13 protein-coding genes and 1 tRNA gene are annotated in these 17,483 nt (G+C 61.5%); 6 read left to right on the forward strand and 8 right to left on the reverse strand.

Translation table 11 applies throughout. The features are described 5' to 3' along the window. Positions 1-47: 47 nt before the first annotated feature. The 4 genes from MCUTH_RS04445 to MCUTH_RS04460 all read left to right on the forward strand — a co-directional run bounded on the left by MCUTH_RS04445 (position 48) and on the right by MCUTH_RS04460 (position 4,292). Positions 48-341, forward strand: coding sequence for a hypothetical protein (locus MCUTH_RS04445; RefSeq protein WP_066956942.1), 294 nt, complete (start codon positions 48-50; stop codon positions 339-341). A gap of 95 nt (positions 342-436) precedes the next feature. Then, on the forward strand, positions 437-931 hold the full coding sequence (locus MCUTH_RS04450; RefSeq protein WP_066956092.1) for a hypothetical protein: 495 nt from the start codon (positions 437-439) through the stop codon (positions 929-931). 400 nt (positions 932-1,331) lie between these two features. Further along, a complete protein-coding gene (locus MCUTH_RS04455; RefSeq protein WP_066956095.1) occupies positions 1,332-2,930 on the forward strand; it encodes a sodium:solute symporter family transporter in 1,599 nt (532 codons plus the stop codon). Between the two features lie 99 nt (positions 2,931-3,029). Further along, the gene (locus MCUTH_RS04460) at positions 3,030-4,292 is read left to right on the forward strand and encodes a G protein-coupled receptor family protein (protein WP_066956104.1); all 1,263 of its coding nucleotides are present in this window, start codon (positions 3,030-3,032) and stop codon (positions 4,290-4,292) included. Positions 4,293-4,330: 38 nt separating this feature from the next. Here the strand turns inward: MCUTH_RS04460 and MCUTH_RS04465 are convergent, their stop codons facing one another. Together MCUTH_RS04465 and MCUTH_RS04470 are read right to left on the reverse strand one after the other, a co-directional pair. Beyond that, positions 4,331-4,825 carry a GNAT family N-acetyltransferase gene (locus MCUTH_RS04465; RefSeq protein ID WP_066956107.1) on the reverse strand — a complete coding sequence of 165 codons (495 nt, stop codon included), beginning with the start codon at positions 4,823-4,825 and terminating at the stop codon, positions 4,331-4,333. A gap of 151 nt (positions 4,826-4,976) precedes the next feature. Further along, complete coding sequence (locus MCUTH_RS04470) at positions 4,977-7,316, reverse strand: sensor histidine kinase (protein ID WP_066956110.1); 2,340 nt, start codon at positions 7,314-7,316, stop codon at positions 4,977-4,979. A 375-nt stretch (positions 7,317-7,691) separates the two neighbouring features. On the opposite strand from MCUTH_RS04470, the gene MCUTH_RS11805 reads away from it, so the two are divergent. Next, positions 7,692-7,841: a hypothetical protein gene (locus MCUTH_RS11805; protein ID WP_169795894.1), complete on the forward strand. Its 150-nt coding sequence runs from the start codon at positions 7,692-7,694 to the stop codon at positions 7,839-7,841. A gap of 358 nt (positions 7,842-8,199) precedes the next feature. Then, positions 8,200-8,754 (forward strand): DUF2115 domain-containing protein, encoded by a 555-nt coding sequence (locus MCUTH_RS04475; RefSeq protein ID WP_066956113.1) that lies wholly within the window; start codon positions 8,200-8,202, stop codon positions 8,752-8,754. Between the two features lie 89 nt (positions 8,755-8,843). Here the strand turns inward: MCUTH_RS04475 and MCUTH_RS04480 are convergent. The 6 genes from MCUTH_RS04480 to MCUTH_RS04505 form a co-directional block, all read right to left on the reverse strand. Continuing rightward, positions 8,844-8,926 (reverse strand) — tRNA-Leu (locus MCUTH_RS04480). Between the two features lie 52 nt (positions 8,927-8,978). Further along, complete coding sequence (locus MCUTH_RS04485) at positions 8,979-9,806, reverse strand: alpha/beta hydrolase (protein WP_066956116.1); 828 nt, start codon at positions 9,804-9,806, stop codon at positions 8,979-8,981. A 6-nt stretch (positions 9,807-9,812) separates the two neighbouring features. Further along, positions 9,813-13,676, reverse strand: coding sequence for a DNA-directed DNA polymerase II large subunit (locus tag MCUTH_RS04490; protein ID WP_066956119.1), 3,864 nt, complete (start codon positions 13,674-13,676; stop codon positions 9,813-9,815). 95 nt (positions 13,677-13,771) lie between these two features. Then, entirely contained in the window at positions 13,772-15,649 is a 1,878-nt protein-coding gene (locus MCUTH_RS04495) for a sensor histidine kinase (RefSeq protein WP_066956128.1), read from the reverse strand. Between the two features lie 27 nt (positions 15,650-15,676). Next, positions 15,677-16,213 (reverse strand): HEAT repeat domain-containing protein, encoded by a 537-nt coding sequence (locus MCUTH_RS04500; RefSeq protein WP_066956129.1) that lies wholly within the window; start codon positions 16,211-16,213, stop codon positions 15,677-15,679. 26 nt (positions 16,214-16,239) lie between these two features. Further along, on the reverse strand, positions 16,240-17,439 hold the full coding sequence (locus tag MCUTH_RS04505) for a HEAT repeat domain-containing protein (protein ID WP_066956133.1): 1,200 nt from the start codon (positions 17,437-17,439) through the stop codon (positions 16,240-16,242). Positions 17,440-17,483: the final 44 nt, after the last annotated feature.

Consider the following 17,483-nt stretch of genomic DNA (forward strand, 5'->3'; position numbering starts at 1 on the left):
GAGTCAAATGGATGAAGTTATGTAGTGCTTACATCAATCCCCTCTCCATGGGACCAACCGTCAGATTGAATCTTACCAAGATTCTCGAGGCAACAGGTGAGTTGCAGAACTTTCTCGACCTTGGTAACGCCCGCCTGAAGGCGGAGGGAGCGTTATCGCAAGAAAGTTCTGAGGCTTTGATCTTTGGCATGGCTGACGAGCTTGAGGATCACCTTCGGGCGATGCGTGACAGACAGGGGTCTGCCAGCATCAAGGATCTCCGGATCTGGACCCGGGCCTGGATTGACGAGCGTCGGGAGATGCTCTCGAAGGGTTCTCCGCCGCAGGAGGACCGGGGATAGGCATCCTGGGTGATATCCGCCGGTGTTCAGGGGTTGGTTGACCCGGGCTAGGGATGACATTACCCTTTATTATTTCCCGGATCAATGCGGCCCCGATGCCTCACTTCGAACTCTTCTTCAAAACCGAGGAACTGCGGCGGAGGCTTGAGCCGCACTTGAAGATTATCCCGCCTTTCTTTCAATTCACGGTCCGGACCGGGACGCCGCAAGTCCGCTACTTCGATCAGAAGGATCCGATGTGGAAGGGCTTTCCCTTCCCGGTCCCTGATGGAACCGTCTATGTCTTTGACGATGACATCCCCGCAAGAGCCCTCGGGGGCGGGATGCAGAACCGGGCGAGCATCCGGGTCACTCCGGAGGATAAGGATGACGAGGCGATCGTCCTTCGCATCTGGCACGAGCTCCTGCACGCTATCGGGCAGCCTGCAGACGACATGGTCCGGCGGGCGGACGAATGGCAGAGCATCTCCGATCGACTGATCTGGGCGGCCTGGCAGTCGCTCTCGCGGCCGCTCGACGTGCCGTACTGGCATCGGAAATTTTACTCGTGGTTGACGGATCGGGCGGCCGCAGGTGCTGGGGGCAGGTAGAGCCGCGGGCACTGCCCCCCGTTACTCCTCCCTCAACTCGGAAGCGGCTCCCGCGGTGTGTGCCCTCTTGGGGTTCCGTTGGCCAGCCGGGAAGATGGGCGACGAGATCCCCGGTCGTTCATGACACCCTCTTCATCGCCCGGGTCTTTCCGCGTGGTTCGCATCGGACGGCAGCATCCTTCTCTCCATTGGAGTTCTCCGGGGAGATTGAACTGGATTCCCAACTCCCTGGCGATCATTTTCCCCCCGCCTCCGTTACAGTATCGGGTGTGATACCATAATTGCCTTCTAAAGTCCTATGCTGTCTCATCTAACCGAATTTCTGTATATTTCCCGCAATTTGTAGAAATGTATTCCGAAATCCTCAAAACTCCAGAGGAAAACCTATACTGGTTTCTGGATGACCATTGAACTTCTGATTATCCTGCTGTACCTCGCAGCGATGCTTGCCATCGGTTTCATCGTCCAGCGTCGTGGCGGCGTCGATACGTCGAGGGGTTACCTGGTTGCCAATAAAAGCGTCGGCCCCCTTCTCATCGGCGGGACGCTCTTTGCCACGTTCTGGGGCGGCGGCACCCTTCTCGGGGGCGCCGGAGCGGCCTACAGCGGCCATATGCTCGCCACCATCGCGGATCCGTGGGCCTCGGGCGTCACGCTTATCCTGATGGCGATCTTCTTCGTGACGATTCTCCGGAAGTTAAAGATCGCATCTCTCGGTGAGATGTATTTCCTGCGGTATGGGACGCGGGGCGCACACCTCGCCTCGCTCCTCTCCCTCCCCACGCTCATCTTCTGGACCTCGGTGCAGATCCTTGCCATTGGTAAGATCCTCAACGTCCTGGTTGGTCTACCCGGTGTCGAGAGCGCCATCCTCGCGGGGCTGATCGTGATCATCTACACCTACCTCGGCGGGATGCTCGCTGTCATCATCACCGACAATATCCAGATGGTTCTGATCCTCCTCGGCCTTGCGATCCTCATACCGACGGGTATCACATTCGTCGGCGGCATCGATGTCATCGCCGAGAACACCCCGACGGACTTCTGGTCGATCCTCCCTAGCGACGCTTCCCCGAGTGGTCTAGGGTGGACCTTCACCGGTATCATGGCCTGGTTTGCTGCATGGTGCGGCATGGGGCTTGGCAGCCTCGCATCGCTCGATATCTCCCAGCGGGTCTTCTGTGCACGCGACGACCAGGCCGCAAGGCAGGGTCTTGTCCTTGGCGCGGGGCTCTACTGGGTCGCCGGCCTCGGGCCCATATTCCTTGGCCTGCTCGGGATCGTGATGGTCAACACCGGCATGATCGACGGCGCCATCCTGGCCGAGGACCCCGAGCTGATCGTGCCCTTCCTGGCAAAGACCCTGCTCTCCCCCTGGATGATGGCCCTCTTTGTTGGCTCCCTGATGGCGGCGATCATGTCCACGGCGAGTTCCGCCATCTTCGCGTCGGCCGCCGTGATCTCGACCACCATCGTTCACGGGGCGGTCTCCGATCATGCCCGGGACGACAAGAAGGTTCTGAGGCTCACCCGTGCTCTCGTCGTCGTCATCGGGCTCTTCAGCATCGGGATCAGCTTCGTTGCGCCCGGCCTCTACGACCTGATGATCTTTGGGTTCACCCTGCTCTTTGCCTGCCTCTTCTGGACGCTCGTCTGCGGTCTCTTCTGGAAGCGGGCGAACGCACCCGGCGCCATAGCCTCGATGGCGGGCGGTTTCCTCACGACGGTGGCGGGCGTCGTCGTTCTCTCGGTGCAGCAGGGGACGCTTACCCTCGTTCCGCCGGATAACGAGTGGACGGTCTTCTTCACCTTCGTCCCGATGGTCGTTGGCGGGATCCTGATGTACACGGTCTCGATGCTGACGCAGAAGATTTATCCCCCCGTCCCGCTGAAGGATACGGATGGGGTCGTCCTCAAGTGGCCGGACCTCGAGGAGACGACGATCGTGACGGAGAAGGGGTATCCCGTCGCCCAGGTGGCGGCCGGCGATGAGGATTGAGGGTCTCCCCTCGCCTCATGACGGCGATCGGGGTGGTTCGGGCTCTCGGCCCCCGATTCACCTGCTTTTTTATAGATAATCCTGGAGAAATTATGATCGATGAGACTGCCGCGTGGGAGCCGGTCCGGGAAGGATAGCGAGGCGGGGGTGCCGGCGATCTCGCCGGACGAGTTCTCGCAAAGGCTTGCATCCACCCGGATCGAGGCGGAGAAGGTCATCGCCGCGGCAGAGAGCGACCTGGTCACCCTCAGTCGGGTGAAGTGGAGCCTTGAGTACACCTCGCCCATCCTCGGAGCGGCGCTCCTGATCAACCTGGGGCTTTTAGTCGCATACACCGGGGAGTATCTCTTCTACTGGATCATGGCGTCCTTTCTATTCCTGATGGTAAACCCCTTCCTCCTCCTGCTTCCGACCGATACGGAGGCTCTGAAGTCCTACATCAGGTATCTCATCGATCTTGGGAATCGAAAGAGAACGAGTCTTGAAGAGATCATCTCATGGGAGCGCCTCGGAAAGGGCGCCGCCATCCCTGCCGAGGCGATAGAGACGGCTCGGAGGCTCACGCAACAGAGGAATTCCCTCTACGAACTCGGCTGGAACCTCTTCTTCATCAACTGCCAGCCGCTCGCCCCTGGCTTTCTCGTGCTCTTTTCCCTCTCCTCGATCTTCTCACTTGCAGGCTGGCTTGTGAATGGAGAGTTTACGCCGCACTCCGCCGTGATCGTCACCGTCCAGTCCGCCGCAATCATCGTCTTCTATCTCGCTATCGTGTATGTGCAGCCGTACTCGCGGGGCTTTTTTGCCGGGATCCTCGGCATGCAGTCCCGCATCAAAGAGCGGTATAACGAGGCATGGACCAAGGGACTGAAATACGCGCTCACCGTCGCCGTCGTGACGACCGTTGCCGGCATCATCACCATTGCGGCGATCGTCCTCCCCGGGGTGACCTACGCGAGTTTCATCTCCGCCGAGGCCGATATCGAGTTAGGGGCCGGCATGTTCGCTCTTATCTTCCTTTCGCAGATGATCGTCGTGCGGCACCTGCAGGGAGGTTACAGCCGCACGCTCGTCGACTCCCTCCTCTCATCCAGGATCGAGACGATCCGCAAGGATGTGCTCCAGGCCGTCGAAAACCTCGCCCCAGCTGTGCGGGGCGGCACCGTGACAGTGCAGATGGTGCAGGACCTCGAGAGGATCACCCTTGACCTCGCCCGGTACCGGGCGCTCAAGATCGATTACGCGTCGCTCTTCGGTTACTTCCCCGTCTGTATGGTGACGCCGGACGTCGGTGCCATCATGCGTATCGCCTGGACGATGGACGTCGACCGCAATAGATCCCAGGTCGAGGTGGCGGCAGCGTAGGTTTCCGCGGCGACGGACCAGAATCACCGCCGGGTGGATTACCCTTGAGAACTGAGAGCCCGGCTCATTTGTCGACCTTCTGCAAACCTTCTCGCCTCATTGGGCGTGAACGCATACTCCGGTTCATGCGACCCCGCTCGTTGACGAAAGCGCATCCCGATCCGGCAAAAGAGGCGTTGCCCCTCGGCCGTTGGGAGTGCGACGACCCCCTGACCTTTATCGGCGGCGATCTTTGCCACTTCCCGCATGAGTCGTTGCCCGTACCCGCAGCGCTCCCGGATGACCCCTATGCGGGAGACATAGATGTTCTTCTCATCTCCGTAGCGCGTGCAGAACGATAATGCTCCAAGGAGTTTCCCATCCGGTGCCTCAAGTACTAACAGGTCTTCGTTAGCATCTGCGATGGCGTCCCACGCGTAACTTGCTCCGCTGCTCGAGTGAATTATCTCGGCCCACTCTCGGTTGGCTCTCTCTAAAATTGCCTCTCTCTCCTTACTATCGCCGCAAATGAATTTAATCGTCACATCGTCCATATTTACTGATAAAGAGTATTCTCTGCTTCTTCTTTTTAAAACAGGCCCCCGATGCCGTTGTGATACGAAATATTCTTGATTGCCGCTTTATTCTTGAATCCTTAACGCCGATCGGCCTTGATGCATTCTCGGCCGGGAATATCCCTCTCGCTCATTCATCGACCTTCTTGAGCGTAAAGCGAAACGCAGCTCCCTTTTCGGGGTGACCGGCCACCCGATCTTCGACCCAGACGCTGCCGCCGTAGCGCTCAACAAGGATCTGCACGAGGTAGAGCCCGAGCCCCTCGCCGACACCCCGCTTCTTCTTCTCGTAGCGGCGAAAGATCTCGCTCTTCTCAGCGTCCGGCACACCGGGGCCCGTATCCTCGACCGTTACCAGCACTTTGTCGTTCTGCTCCTCGGCCTTGACGGCGATCTCGACATCCGGCCCTCCGAACTTGACGGCATTGCCGATGAGGTTGTCAAAGATCACCGAGAGGAGGTCATCCGCCCAGACCTGGCAGCGAACTGCGTTATAGTGGATGGCACTGCCCGGGAAGTTCTCGATCACTCTGCTGACTGCCGCGTCGAGATCCAGTGGTTTGAGTTCGCGGGATGCCTGATGAATCCGGCGGATGGTGGAGACGGTGCCCAGGATCTCGATGCTTTTTTTGATGCTCCGCCGAAGGTTCTCTGCGTATCTGCCGGCCTCACCATCCAGAACATCGGCGAGCAACTCGGCGTAGAGGTTCGAGACGTTCTCCGTGTTCTTGATGTCGTGCGTGAGGATATCCAGATAGAGGTTTGCTTCTCGGTTCGCAACCACCAGGTCGTGATGGAGCCGGGCCCTCTCCTCCTCGATTCGCTTGCGCTCGGTGATGTCCTGCGCGAACTCAATGAGACCGATAAGTTCCCCCGCTTCATCGATGACGGGATACCCGCGGAGGAAGAAGACCCTCCCGTTGGGTGCGGTGATCTCGGCCTCTTGAGGCTGCCCGGTCTCCCGGGCAATGACAACCGGGCATATGTCGCAGACACTTGTACGGTTGTGCCATATCTCGTAGCATCGGTATCCGACCAGGTCCGCCGGTTCTCTGCCGATGAATGCGGCGGCGGCGCGGTTGACCCAGATTACATTGAGATCTCTGTCGTAGTAGGTGAACATCTCGACCGTCGAGTCGAGGACAAGGGCCTTTTCCCGTTCTGCCCGCCGCAGGGCATCTTCTGTCCGCTTCCGCTCCGTGATGTCCCATGCGTTTACGACAAAGCCCCTGATATGGGGGTCTCCCAGGAGGTTGGTCACGATCGCCTCGATCACGTGCGTGCCGCGCGGGCCCCTGAAGCGAACCTCGACCTGCATGCTTCCTCCCGGCCTCCCTGTCAGGGTCGATACCACCTCCTCCACCAGCGGGAGGTCCTCGGGCTGGATCATATCGAACGCATGCCGGCCAACCAGCGCCTCGGGCGGGAAACCGTCTATCTGCTCGATAGGCGGGCTTGCAAACCGGATCGTCAACTGCTCGTCGATGATGAGGATGAACTCTGAGCCCTTCTCGATGAGGGTCCGGAACGTCTTTTCGCTCGCACGCAGTTCGGCCTCCGCCCGGTGCCGCTGGAGGGCGATCGAAGCGAGGTTCCGGAGGACCTCGACGGCCCGGAGATTGATCTCTCCTTCCTCCAGCCGGGTGAGGATCACGGCGGTCCCAAAGATCTCGCCTTTCCAGGTAAACGGAATGCAGTAGATCGGCCCGAACCCGGCAATTGCCTCGAATTTCCGGCAGGCTTCCTGGAAGATCCGTTCGGGGATGATCTCCTGCAGGCCCCCCTTCACCTCCTCGATCTCGCCGCTGATCATGATCTCCCTGATGTACGGCGGGATCTCGACCGTGATCCCGGTGAGGTTCTCCCCGAAGACCTCGATGATCTCCGGCAGGAACGGCTCGATACCGAAGAACGCCCGCGGGCTCAGGGTCCCCGCCTGGATGTCGGCGGCGCTCACGACGACGATGGAACCGGGCGCGAGTTCATGGAGGTGGGCGCCGATTGCGGAGAAGACGTCGGCTTCGGGCGGCATCCCGGCAAGTTCGGTCGCCGCCCGGGAGAGGAGAGCCTGATCGGCCGATATCCGCCGCACCTCTTCTTCGGCGATCGTTTGACGGGTGACGTCGCGGAAGCGGATGATCCAGTCGCCGGTCTCCGGCACCTGCCGGGAGGAGACGGCGTACCATCGCTCCCCGGCCTGGACCGTGACTTCCCCGGACCCTGTGCGGGTGGAAAGTAGCGCGAGGACCGGCCCTCGCTGGCCGGTGTCCGGGAGGATTCGGTTGGCGACGATATGGGCCGCATCCGCACCACGGACGCCGTCGGCGGAGATCCCGGCGAGGCGCTCCATGGATGGGGTGATGGTCCGGATCTTCATCCGGGAATCGGCAAGGATGATGCCATCCTCAATGGCTTCCAGTATCTGCAGTACCTCGGGTCGCACCTCCATGTTCGGCTCAGTGGTCTGCATACGGCCCAGCCCCGTCCGGGCAGGAGCGCCATAGGGAGATCCTCGTTGCAGGGCTCTTCATGAGGAGAACGTCATGGATGATATATAATAGTCTGTCGGCTCGTCCGGGCTCCTTCCTCGTCCGTATTGCGCATCGCAATGGTCTTGCCGGGGCAGGAGGTTCGCTCCGCCGAAATTCCACTGTTGCCCGGCAGGTGATGGTTGGGCATTCATGACTGCACGGCTTTGCCCCTCGGATCTGTCCACCGGGATTTGCACTCCGTGGAACGCTTTGAAATGAGTCGATTTTTCACGTATTTGAGGCTATTTCGGCCGGTACGACGATAGAGGATATATAGAAAAACGGCAAATAGAATCAATCATAGTCACAGTGAGATGACTGACTGTATGGCAATGAGCAAGAAACAATTGGAGAAACATAACAGAGAGAAGAAGGCCAAAGCAGAAGAACTTGCAGCGCAGGCGGCCGCCGGCAACCAGGCCGCCAAGAAGAAACTCAAGAAGCTTGAGAAGAAGATCAAGTGAGTTGCCCTGGGCTTTCAGGTGTTTTCTTTTTTAGTTTAGGGTCGATAGAGCACGTAGTCATCCGTATCACCATCTACTGGCCCTCTAGATCACGTTTTCAATATCTATCAGAATGTAACAAACTGATAGATAGTGATAGGAAGTACCTGCCAAATCAGTATAGTAGTTGAGGGCTCGGGACCCTGGCCCCGCTCCCCGGAAGACCGCCCCTGATCTACCCGGATCACATCCTCTTGCTTGTGATGGACTGAACGCCGGTCTCTAACCCCCGCCAGATTAATGGAATATTATCAATAATTCATACTGGAGGGGGTTCGATCCGATCACGGCAGAGGGCGAAGCGGACGCAATCCATCAAATGGCCCGGCGGATGGCGGCCGCGGCGACAAAAGGCGATCTCGGGTTGATCCTCGGCGAAGAAGTCAGTCGTTACTCGCTTGCGGACCTCCAGATCATCGGAGGACGGCTGCACGCGGAGATGGTCCGGCTGCCTGAGCCCTACCGAAAACAGGTGCACCCCTACATCACCGAACAGCTGTTCGGCGCTCATCACCAGCTTCTTTCCATGTACCGGTCGGGCCGATTCCTCTCCATGACCGAACCGATCACCGATTGTGCAACGTTCGTTGAGTTCTGCAATATGATCCCCGACGGATGCCTCCGGTGGGATGAATCCACACAACGGCTCCCGTTTCGGTATACACCCCGACATCGGGCCTTTTATTACCTGATCTCGGCTTTTACGATCTTCGTGCTCGACCGCCCGGGCCACCCGGTGGGGACGCCGTTTCCGGGAGGGTTCCGGGTCGAGGAGCGCAACGGGTCCTACTATTGCATCATTCGCGACCGCGAAAAGGACGTCCCGTTCTCGATCTGCAACTTCTGCCCGGCTCTGCAGACCGAGGAGGGGTAGGTTCCGGGCGGTCTGAATGAGTGTGGTGGTGACGTCTGCGTAATGGATGGGCGCAGGGCAAAGCGGGGCAGATTTTTCGAAAACCAGAATGCGAGGGGAGGGATTCGAACCCGCGAACTCCTTCGAGAGTCGATCTTGAGTCGACCGCCGTTGACCGCTTGGCTACCCTCGCGCCTGTACTGATTGGACCTCCGGGGTAATGAGCTTGATGGCGGCCTGCCTCTTTATCCCTCATCCGGCACGTGCCGCCGGATGAACGCACCGACCCGCTCGACCGCCGCCGCGCCCTCGGGGAGGACCGCGGCGAAGACCTGCCAGCAGTGAAACATCCCCTCGACGCAGTCGAAGGCGACCGGCACCCCCTGGAGCCGGGCGGCGCTCACGAAGGCCTCTATCCCGTCGATCAACACCTCCCCGCCCCCCGCCTGGACCAGGAGGGGCGGCAGACCGGCGAGATCCGCATAGAGCGGCGAGGCCAGCGGGTCTGTCGGATCGCGGTCGGGGAGGTAGGCGTCCCGCATCGCCGCGAGGGTCTTTGGCTCAAGCCAGTCCGTCTCCTGATTGAATATGACCGAATCGCCGAGGAAGAGCATATCGACGGCCGGGGAGAGGCAGACCCCCGCCGCCGGCATCGGGAGCCCCGCATCGCGGGCGGCTAGAAGCATCGAGACAACAAGCGTCCCCCCGGCCGAGAGCCCGGCCGGCACCACACGCTCGGGAACGTAGCCGCTCGTGAGCAGGTGGCGGTAGGCGAAGAGAGCGTCCTCGACCGCCGCCGGGAAGGGGTGCGCCGGGGCGAGCCGGTACTCGACCGAGATGATCTCGGCCTCTGCAGCATCCGCGATCCGGGCGCAGAGGTCGAGGGAGTCGAATGTCGAGCCGCCGGTGGACCCCCCGCCGTGGAAGAAGAGGACCGTCCGGTCGGGCCGGGAGGCCGCCGTCGTCAGCCGGTATGCCGGGATCCCGGGCAGCGGCTCGACATCCGGCCGCCGGCAGTCTCCCGCAACGGGGCGGCCGGCCTTGATGGCCGAGAGGATCTCTCTGGCCTTCATCGCGCCTCACATAAAGTCCGCGAGCCCGAGCTGCCGCTCCGGGGGCTCGCCGAAGGTCGACTCGATCTGCATGAAGAGCACCTCAACCCGCTGCTTCGTATACTCCGATATCGCGTAGGTTGCGCAGATCTCGCGCGACATCTCCAGATACTTCTTCACCGACCCCTCGTGAACCGTCGGGATGATGTTCCCCCCGCAGCGGGTACACTTCCCGGCAAGCGGCATCCGCCGGTACTTCGCGTTGCACTTCATGCATCGCACTTTCTGCTTTGAGAATGCGTTGAGATTGCCCTGGAGATCGCGGATGAAATGGGTATTTAAGACCCGTTCGGCGACATCATCCTCGTCCACCGCCCGGATCCTCTTTGCGAGGTCGAGTTCCGCCTCGAGTTTCTCAAGCATCGACCCGAGTTTCGTGTACGTGGACTCAAGCGGCCCCGCCGAGATGTCCGATGTCTGGTGGGTGAAGAGGAAACCCTCGCACTGCGCCGGGGTTCCGAGCCGCCGCTCCACCCGGTCGACGTACTCGTCAAGGTCTTTTGGGTGGGTGTAGGCAAGGCAGCCGTTGTAGACCTCGAGGGGGTAGTGATCGCAGACATCGACGTTGAGGCACTCCTTATCGACCTCCGCCGGGTCGATCCGGGTCGTCAGGACGAGCGGCGCATCCATCGACCCGCCCCGGGTCTCGGGGAGATAGGAGCGGGAGAAGTTGATCAGCCCGTCCAGGAGAAGCATCACGCAGTCCTCATCACCGTCGCACTGCCCGCAGAAGATACCGTTTGCGATCAGAGTGTGGTTATCCGCGACCGTTAGACAGTAGACCCGGTCGTCGAGCGCCTGAACGATCTCGCGGGAGACGACCTCGTCCGCAATGACAAGCCCCCCTTCCTCCGCCGGAACCCGGTCGCCTATCCGAACCTCGAGCGCCCGGATCTTCCTGAGATAATCGGTGTCCCAGACGAGCATTGCGTGTTCAGGCGTCACCGTGAGGATCTTCCCCCGCCGCGTCACGAACCGGATCAGGTGCGCCGGAGCCCGGTGGACGGAGACGGACGTCACCTTCTTTAGGCTGACCTTCCCCTGGGTATCGATGCTCTGGACGTAGAACGGCTGCCGGGGGTCCGAATAGAATGTTCCCACGTGATCGATCCCGGGCTTCGATACATCGAAGTTCTCCACCACGAACTGCCGGATCGGGACCGTCATCCATCGCCGTCCGTCCGAGACGGTTATCTCCGTGTCGCCTGCAAAGCAGTTGCGCCGTTTCGCTGCGTGGAAGAACGGGTGGCCGTATCCGACCGGGGCCTTCGAGAATCCGATCAGCCGGGCGAGAACCCCGGCGCTTGTGTGGGGAGCAAGCCCTATCAGGAGCTGGCCGACGAGATCGAGCGGTCTCTCCGCACGGTAGAACGGCTCAAGTCCGTAGACCTTCACGAGGAGTTCGTCGACGAACTTCGCCACCCGGACCAGCCACTCGCCGCAGTCCTGAGAGACCAGGATATCCTGCGGACGGAGTTCCAGCACCTGGTCGGCGCTGACGAGCTCCCGGCCGTAGGTGTCGTGGGTGTAGCCGAGTTCCCGGAGCCGCTCGACCGGGACGCCGACCTCGTCCGGCCGGAAATGAGTCAGGGGAAGGTCAATCATATCGTAGCGGACTGTCCCGTCTTTGAAGACATAAAGGTTCTGCAACGCCCGGAGAATTCCCTTCTCGATCGGCTCCACCGGCCGCTCGCGTGAGATCAGCCCTTTGACCCCCTTGAGGAGCGGGACTGCCGTATCCCGGACACCAAGGTTCGCGAGCGCTGCCATATACTCGTCTTTTACGTTGATCTTGATCTTCTGGAGGCAGACCGTCGAGACACCGCACCGGGGGCAGAGGTCTTTCCCGATATCCTGCCCGCACTTCGGGCACCGGAGGATCGGGACCGTGTGCGTCCCGCACGTACAGAGGTTCTTATAGGTGTGTGCGCCGCAGGCGGGGCAGCGCCGCTCCCCGACCTCAACCTCAATCACTCCGCCGTCGGTGTTGGACCGTGGTTTTGAGGTGCAGGCGGCCTGGAACGATCGGCGTGCGCCACCATCGTCGCCGATCGGAAAGAGCGAGTGCGGCGGCGGTTTCATCTCCCGCGGCTTTGACTTCCCCGGCCGTCCCATCCGCCCGCCGACCCGGGTGCCCGCCCTCGATCGCAGGGTAAAGCCCGAGAGGTGCATCACGAGGTCCATGGAGTTCTCCATCGGGGCGTCCTGCCACGTCGGCCGCTTTTCAAGTTGGAGCGTGAGCCCCAGACACGCAAGGAGGACAAGGTACTCCTTGATTGCGATGCAGTCGCCAGAGAGGTGGTGGGGGACCAGGAGTTCCTCGAGGATCGCTTTGACCTCCACGCTGTTAGGGACCAGCAGCACCCCGTCCTCGATCCTCCCTTCGGCGCTGATCCGGTCGGCAAGGAGGGCGATATCGGCCGGGGCGATATCGTCCCACATGTAGGTATAGTCGGGGTGGAGCGGAATCCCGTCGAGCGCGAACTCTATCGCCTCGAGTTCGTTTTCGGGGTGGCGGGGGCCGCCTTCAAGCCGCCACCACTCCTCGCAGTAACTGGGAGGCATCAGCGGGTGGTTGTTCTCCATGAACTCCCCGAAACTGATCAGGATCTCGCCGACGTCCAGGATCTCCTCGACCTGATCAGCGATCCGCTTCGCCTCCTCCTCGTCGTCCACCCGGCGGACCTCACCGCTCCGGAGTTTGACCGTCGGACCCTGGATCGAGTCCACCGGTACGATCCCGGCAGCCTTTCCCGGGCGTTCGACCTTCATCTGGGTCCCGACCGCGAGGAAGTCCCCGAGGATGTGCATCGTCGCAGGGTTCAGGCCCGCGGCCGCAAACCCGGTGTTTCGCGCCCGGCCGAGGCGCAGCCGGAACCCGCCCTTGCGCATCGGATACGAAAAGACCGGGCGGCCGCCGATCAGGTCGCGGATGTACTTGTCTTTCGGCTTGATCGCGGCGCTCGCATCATCGTCCCCGCTCTTTGCCGATGCGCCGCCGCTGATCAGGTCCTCGAGCCAGTCCCAGCCCTGCATCTTCATCTTCCGGACGTTCTTTAAGATCTTCGGGGCCTTCAGGGCCAGCCCTTCCGCGACGACGAGCGCCATCCCGCCCCGGACGGTGTTCGTCTCCACCCGCTCCAGGTTCCGGTAGCCGCTCACCTCCTGCTGCTCGGTCGGTTCGCCGTCGATACAGACCGGGCAGTTCTCGATGATCATCCGGAGTTCCTTTTCGCTCGGGAGATACTGCAGGCTCATGATGCTGTTATACTGCCGGATCTCCTCGATGTAGCGCTCCACCTCCTCAGGGCGGGGGATGTAACGGTTGATCCCGAGGGCCTGGCGGACGTAGTCGCCCACCAGCACGGAGAGCGCCTGCGCCGTCCCTCCGGCGCTCCGGATAGGGCCTGCGTAGTAGATCTTCAGATACTCCGTCCCGTCGTCGTTCTTCCCGAGACCGACCTTCGCGATCCCCTCCGTCGGCGCGGCCACCACACCCTCGGTCAGGAGTGCCATCGCCGCCCGGATAGCGTGATCGAGGATCTCCTCAGGCGTCGTCTCGCCGAACTTCCGTGCCACAAAATCGTCGCCGATGCGGAGCGCCACCTCTTCCCGGGACATCTCCTGCTCGAGTTCCCGTATCCTCGCTGCAATTCCTTTGTAGCCGAGGAGCGCCTCCACGCGGTCGGCGAGGTCGCTTGCTATCGGGATCTCGATCTCCGTTCTCGGGTCGAGTCCGCGAGCCCGCGCGGCAGCGGCGATCTGCATCGCAGACTCAAGCCCCGCCTCGAGGTTGGCGAGGTATTGAGCGATAGCAGGTGAGACCTCCATACATCACTGTATGGGCCCTTCATGCATTTAGAAGGCTCGGGGTCGAGTGAGATGGTCGGTCAGAATGTAACTTTTGCCGGATCATCGATCCCCTCTTATACATCCTCCGCCGCTTCCAGGGCGAAGAGGATGGCTGATCCCGATCCGTCTCCCGCATTCCAGGCCCAGACCTGCCCTCCATGCCGCTCGACGATCCGTCTGCAGATGGCGAGGTCAAGACCGGGGGTCTCGAGGTCGCGGTGGGAGGAATCGGCAGTGAAAACCTCATCAAAGACGCGTTCGAACTGATCCCGGGTCAATCCGGCTCCGGTGTTGCTTACCGCGACGATCACGACCCCGCGGTCGCGGGCGGCGGTAATGCTGATGGTCCCTGTCCCGTTCGGCATACCCCTGACGGCGTTGGCGATCAGGTTGTCGAAGACCTCGGTAAGGAGGACCCGGTCGGCCCTGACGGTGATCTCCGCCGGGATGCTGGTGTCGACCGTTATGGCCTTCGCCCCGAAGGGGACGGTGTAGTTTCGGAGAATCGTGTTCAGTTCGGTGCGCAGGTTCAGCGCCTCAAGTTCGAGCTCGATATTCGAGGTGTTCATGCGGGCCAGTTTCAGTGTCTTCTCGACCAGGTCTTTCATGTAGTTGACGTTGCCGCCGATGATCCCGAGGAGGCGCCGGAGAGCCGGGTCCTGCTCAAGCTGGAGGATCCGGGGCATGAGCGCGACCAGGGAGACCAGCGGAGCCTTGAGGTCGTGGCCGAGTTGCGATATGAACTCGTTCTTCTGGTCAAGAAGCCTCTCCACATCGGCAGTCCGTTCTCTTACCGCGGCGTCGAGGTCCCGGTTGATGGTGGAGAGCTCGTCCCGCAACATCTCCAGTTCCTGGTTCTTCGCCTGGAGGTTCTTTGCAAACTCTTCAAGCGCTTTCTCCGTCTGCACGCGCCCGGTGATCTCGACACCGAGCTGCAGCATCAGGTTCGACCCGTCCGTATCGGTGAACGGGTAGGCGTGAACCTCGTAGACCCTCCCGTCCGAATGCCTCCACGTCCACTGTTGTGGAATCTTACGGGAAAAGACCAGCGAACCACGGCAGGGATCGCATGGCACAAGAGAGGCTTGCTGCACCATGTAGCAGGGCCGCCCCTCCGGCTCGCCGAACGTCTCTCGAAACGCCCGGTTGACGAACTGGAACATGTGGTCCTCTCCCTGCAATGTGACATAGGCGGGAAGGGTGTCCAGGACCGAGAAGAGGCGGGAGCGTTCAGCGTTCAGGATCGCTTCCATCTCTTTGTATCGGGTGATCTCTGAGATCCGGCAGGCGACTGTGGCGCGATCGAGGCAGAGTCCCGATATGGCGAACCAGCGGGAGACGCCGTTCCGGTCAAGAAACTGCGTCTCGATGACCGCGACCTGCTCGCCAGGTTCCGCCATGGCAATGAACCGCTTGCGGTCTTCGGTGCAGGGCCAGATCCGCGATATCGGCATGTTCTTGAGTTCGTCGTGCGTATAGCCCAGTGCCTCTGCGAACTCACGGTTCGCGTCTGCAATTGCACCGTCTTTACGCCTGAGAAGGAACGCTCCTCCGGGCCCCCTCACCATGCCTTCCCGCCGCCGGGCCCGTTCGCGGGTCGAGTACCCGAGGGTTGAAGCGATCGAGGCGAGAGCAATCATGCCGACGAAGGGGAGGAGCGCCGCGAAGATAGGTGCAGCCGTCTCGGGGTATGCACGGAGCGACCCGACACCGAGCGAGGCGAGCCCGAGCAGGGTGGCTGCGATGATTCCCTTCTCATGGTAGTGGTAACCGGCAAGTATGGCGGAGATGAAGAGGAGGGGCCAGAGGATGAGGCTTGTTGCGGGGGACTCCACGAGGGCGGCGGTAATGACCGAAGTAACCGAGATCCCTACAATCAATACCGCCCGGGGGTTCCCGGAAAGCCCCTCCCACAGGACCCGGATGGGCTGTTCAACCGCATGAGGTGCCATCAGACTCAGTGTCTGAGGGCTTTTGGATCATTTATGCTTCGCGGATCGCCCCGTACCTCTGCTCTTCTCCAGAGCTTCGGTGAGGGGCCCGGCGCCGGGCTCTCCCATCTTCCAGAGAAGAAGGGCTGCTCGCTCCTGCGTCTCCGGGTCAGGGCTCTTCATCAACTGGAGGAGCGGCTCAACTGCCGGCTCACCAATCCGGCAGAGGGCAACTGCGGCGAACGGCTGGAGATCCGGATCGGCGTTCCTGACGATATCGATGAGGGGATCTACCGCGGCCTCCCCGATCGTCACCAGAGCTGCTGTGGCGTAGCGCAGGAAGTCCCGGTCTTTCTCAGCGCGCAGGGCTGCGAAAATGGGGCCGATTGCAGGTTTGCCGATCTGTGAGAGCGCGCGAGCGGCGTACCACCGGAGATCATTGTCCCCCTCCTTCATTGCGGCGATGAGCGGCTCGACCGCCGCTTCTCCCATCATCCCAAGCTCGGCGGTCGCCGCCCGGCGTCTTTCGAGAGGGCCCCGCCGGAGGTCGGCGATCAGTTCATCAATCCGGGTATCAGCAGTCATAGCGTTCATGTGTTCCTTCGCGGGTGTTAACTCTTCCTGATGCTGCCAAGCGCCTCCCGGGCCGCCTCGCGCACTTCCGTTCGCTCATCCTGCAGTGCCATGATCAGGCCATCAACAGATCTGGCGTCACCTATCTCCCCGAGGGCCGTTGCTGCTCCCGCACGGATGCGCCAGTCATCATCCCGGAGCGCCGCAATAAGCGGGGCCGTGGTCCCCTCCCCAATCCGGCCGAGCGCGGCGATCCCCCCCTTGCGGAGCAACTCGTCGTCCGTCCGGAGCGCGGCAAGAAGCGCGGGGACGGCGGTCTCCCCGATATCCCCAAGTGCACTCGCGGCCCGCTCCCGAACCCCCTCATCGGGGTCAAGAAGCGACCCGATGAGGACGGCAACGGCCTCTTCACCCCCGATCTTTCCAAGCGCCAACGCCGCCCCCTGCCGGACGCGCCCGTTTTTGGAGCGAAGAGCCGTGATAAGCAGATCCCGTGCAGGCTCGCCGATCGCAGAGAGCGCGAGGGCCGCGCGGCTCCGGACATAGGAGTCCTCGTCGTCGAGCGCCTCCATCAGCGCCGGGACCGCCGCAGGATCACCGATATCCCCGAGAGCGACTGCAGCCATCCACCGAACATCGACGCTCTCGCTTTTCAGGCTCTCCGTGAGCGGCCCAACGGCGGGAGGACCCAGTTTTCCGAGCGCCTCTGCCGCCTTCCAGCGGACGCCGCTCTCGGGATCCGTGAGGAGGGCGGCAAGCGGTCCGACCGCTGCCGGATCTCCGGCATCGCCGAGGCATCCGGCAGCCTGATAGCGAGTATCCGGGTCTCTGCTTCTGAGTCGGGCGATTTGTCGTTGTATGTTGCGGTTGCACGCGGGTGTGCCCGGCTCGCCGATGCGGAAGTGCAGGCCGTCGGCACGCCGTTGCGCGGCGAGATCGAAGAGGTAGCCAAGGACGTACGAGACGACGACGAGGAGCCCCGCACGCACGAGAGTACTTGCCCCTGCGTCCCCGATGATGTAATCGAGGGCGATATGGAGGGATGCAATCAGGATCCCCAGGTATACTGCTTGCCTCCGATACCAGAACGCGGCAGGGATGAGCACGAGGTAGAAGAGATCGGCGTACTCAAGACCGTTCCCGGAGAGCAGGTGTGTCGCTGTCTCAAGGATGACGATGATCCCGGTGGCAAGGACAATGATCGCAAGTCTGCCCCATGCCGTTTCTGTGAGCCTCATCCCTCATGAAAAGAGGTGCCGGCCGCCCTGATAAAATCATGTGA

Origin of the sequence: Methanoculleus thermophilus (assembly GCF_001571405.1) — an archaeon.
In the GTDB taxonomy this organism is placed as follows: Archaea; Halobacteriota; Methanomicrobia; order Methanomicrobiales; family Methanoculleaceae; genus Methanoculleus; species Methanoculleus thermophilus.

Excerpts from the sequence above, each read along its gene's own strand:
- MCUTH_RS04445 (WP_066956942.1), top strand. The coding sequence starts at position 48 with ATGGGACCAACCGTCAGATTGAATCTTACCAAGATTCTCGAGGCAACA.
- MCUTH_RS04450 (WP_066956092.1), top strand. The coding sequence starts at position 437 with ATGCCTCACTTCGAACTCTTCTTCAAAACCGAGGAACTGCGGCGGAGG.
- MCUTH_RS04490 (WP_066956119.1), bottom strand. The coding sequence starts at position 13,676 with ATGGAGGTCTCACCTGCTATCGCTCAATACCTCGCCAACCTCGAGGCG.
- MCUTH_RS04500 (WP_066956129.1), bottom strand. The coding sequence starts at position 16,213 with ATGACTGCTGATACCCGGATTGATGAACTGATCGCCGACCTCCGGCGG.
- MCUTH_RS04455 (WP_066956095.1), top strand. The coding sequence starts at position 1,332 with ATGACCATTGAACTTCTGATTATCCTGCTGTACCTCGCAGCGATGCTT.
- MCUTH_RS04505 (WP_066956133.1), bottom strand. The coding sequence starts at position 17,439 with ATGAGGCTCACAGAAACGGCATGGGGCAGACTTGCGATCATTGTCCTT.
- MCUTH_RS04470 (WP_066956110.1), bottom strand. The coding sequence starts at position 7,316 with ATGCAGACCACTGAGCCGAACATGGAGGTGCGACCCGAGGTACTGCAG.
- MCUTH_RS04465 (WP_066956107.1), bottom strand. The coding sequence starts at position 4,825 with ATGGACGATGTGACGATTAAATTCATTTGCGGCGATAGTAAGGAGAGA.
- MCUTH_RS04475 (WP_066956113.1), top strand. The coding sequence starts at position 8,200 with ATGGCCCGGCGGATGGCGGCCGCGGCGACAAAAGGCGATCTCGGGTTG.
- MCUTH_RS04485 (WP_066956116.1), bottom strand. The coding sequence starts at position 9,806 with ATGAAGGCCAGAGAGATCCTCTCGGCCATCAAGGCCGGCCGCCCCGTT.
- MCUTH_RS04495 (WP_066956128.1), bottom strand. The coding sequence starts at position 15,649 with ATGGCACCTCATGCGGTTGAACAGCCCATCCGGGTCCTGTGGGAGGGG.
- MCUTH_RS11805 (WP_169795894.1), top strand. The coding sequence starts at position 7,692 with ATGACTGACTGTATGGCAATGAGCAAGAAACAATTGGAGAAACATAAC.
- MCUTH_RS04460 (WP_066956104.1), top strand. The coding sequence starts at position 3,030 with ATGAGACTGCCGCGTGGGAGCCGGTCCGGGAAGGATAGCGAGGCGGGG.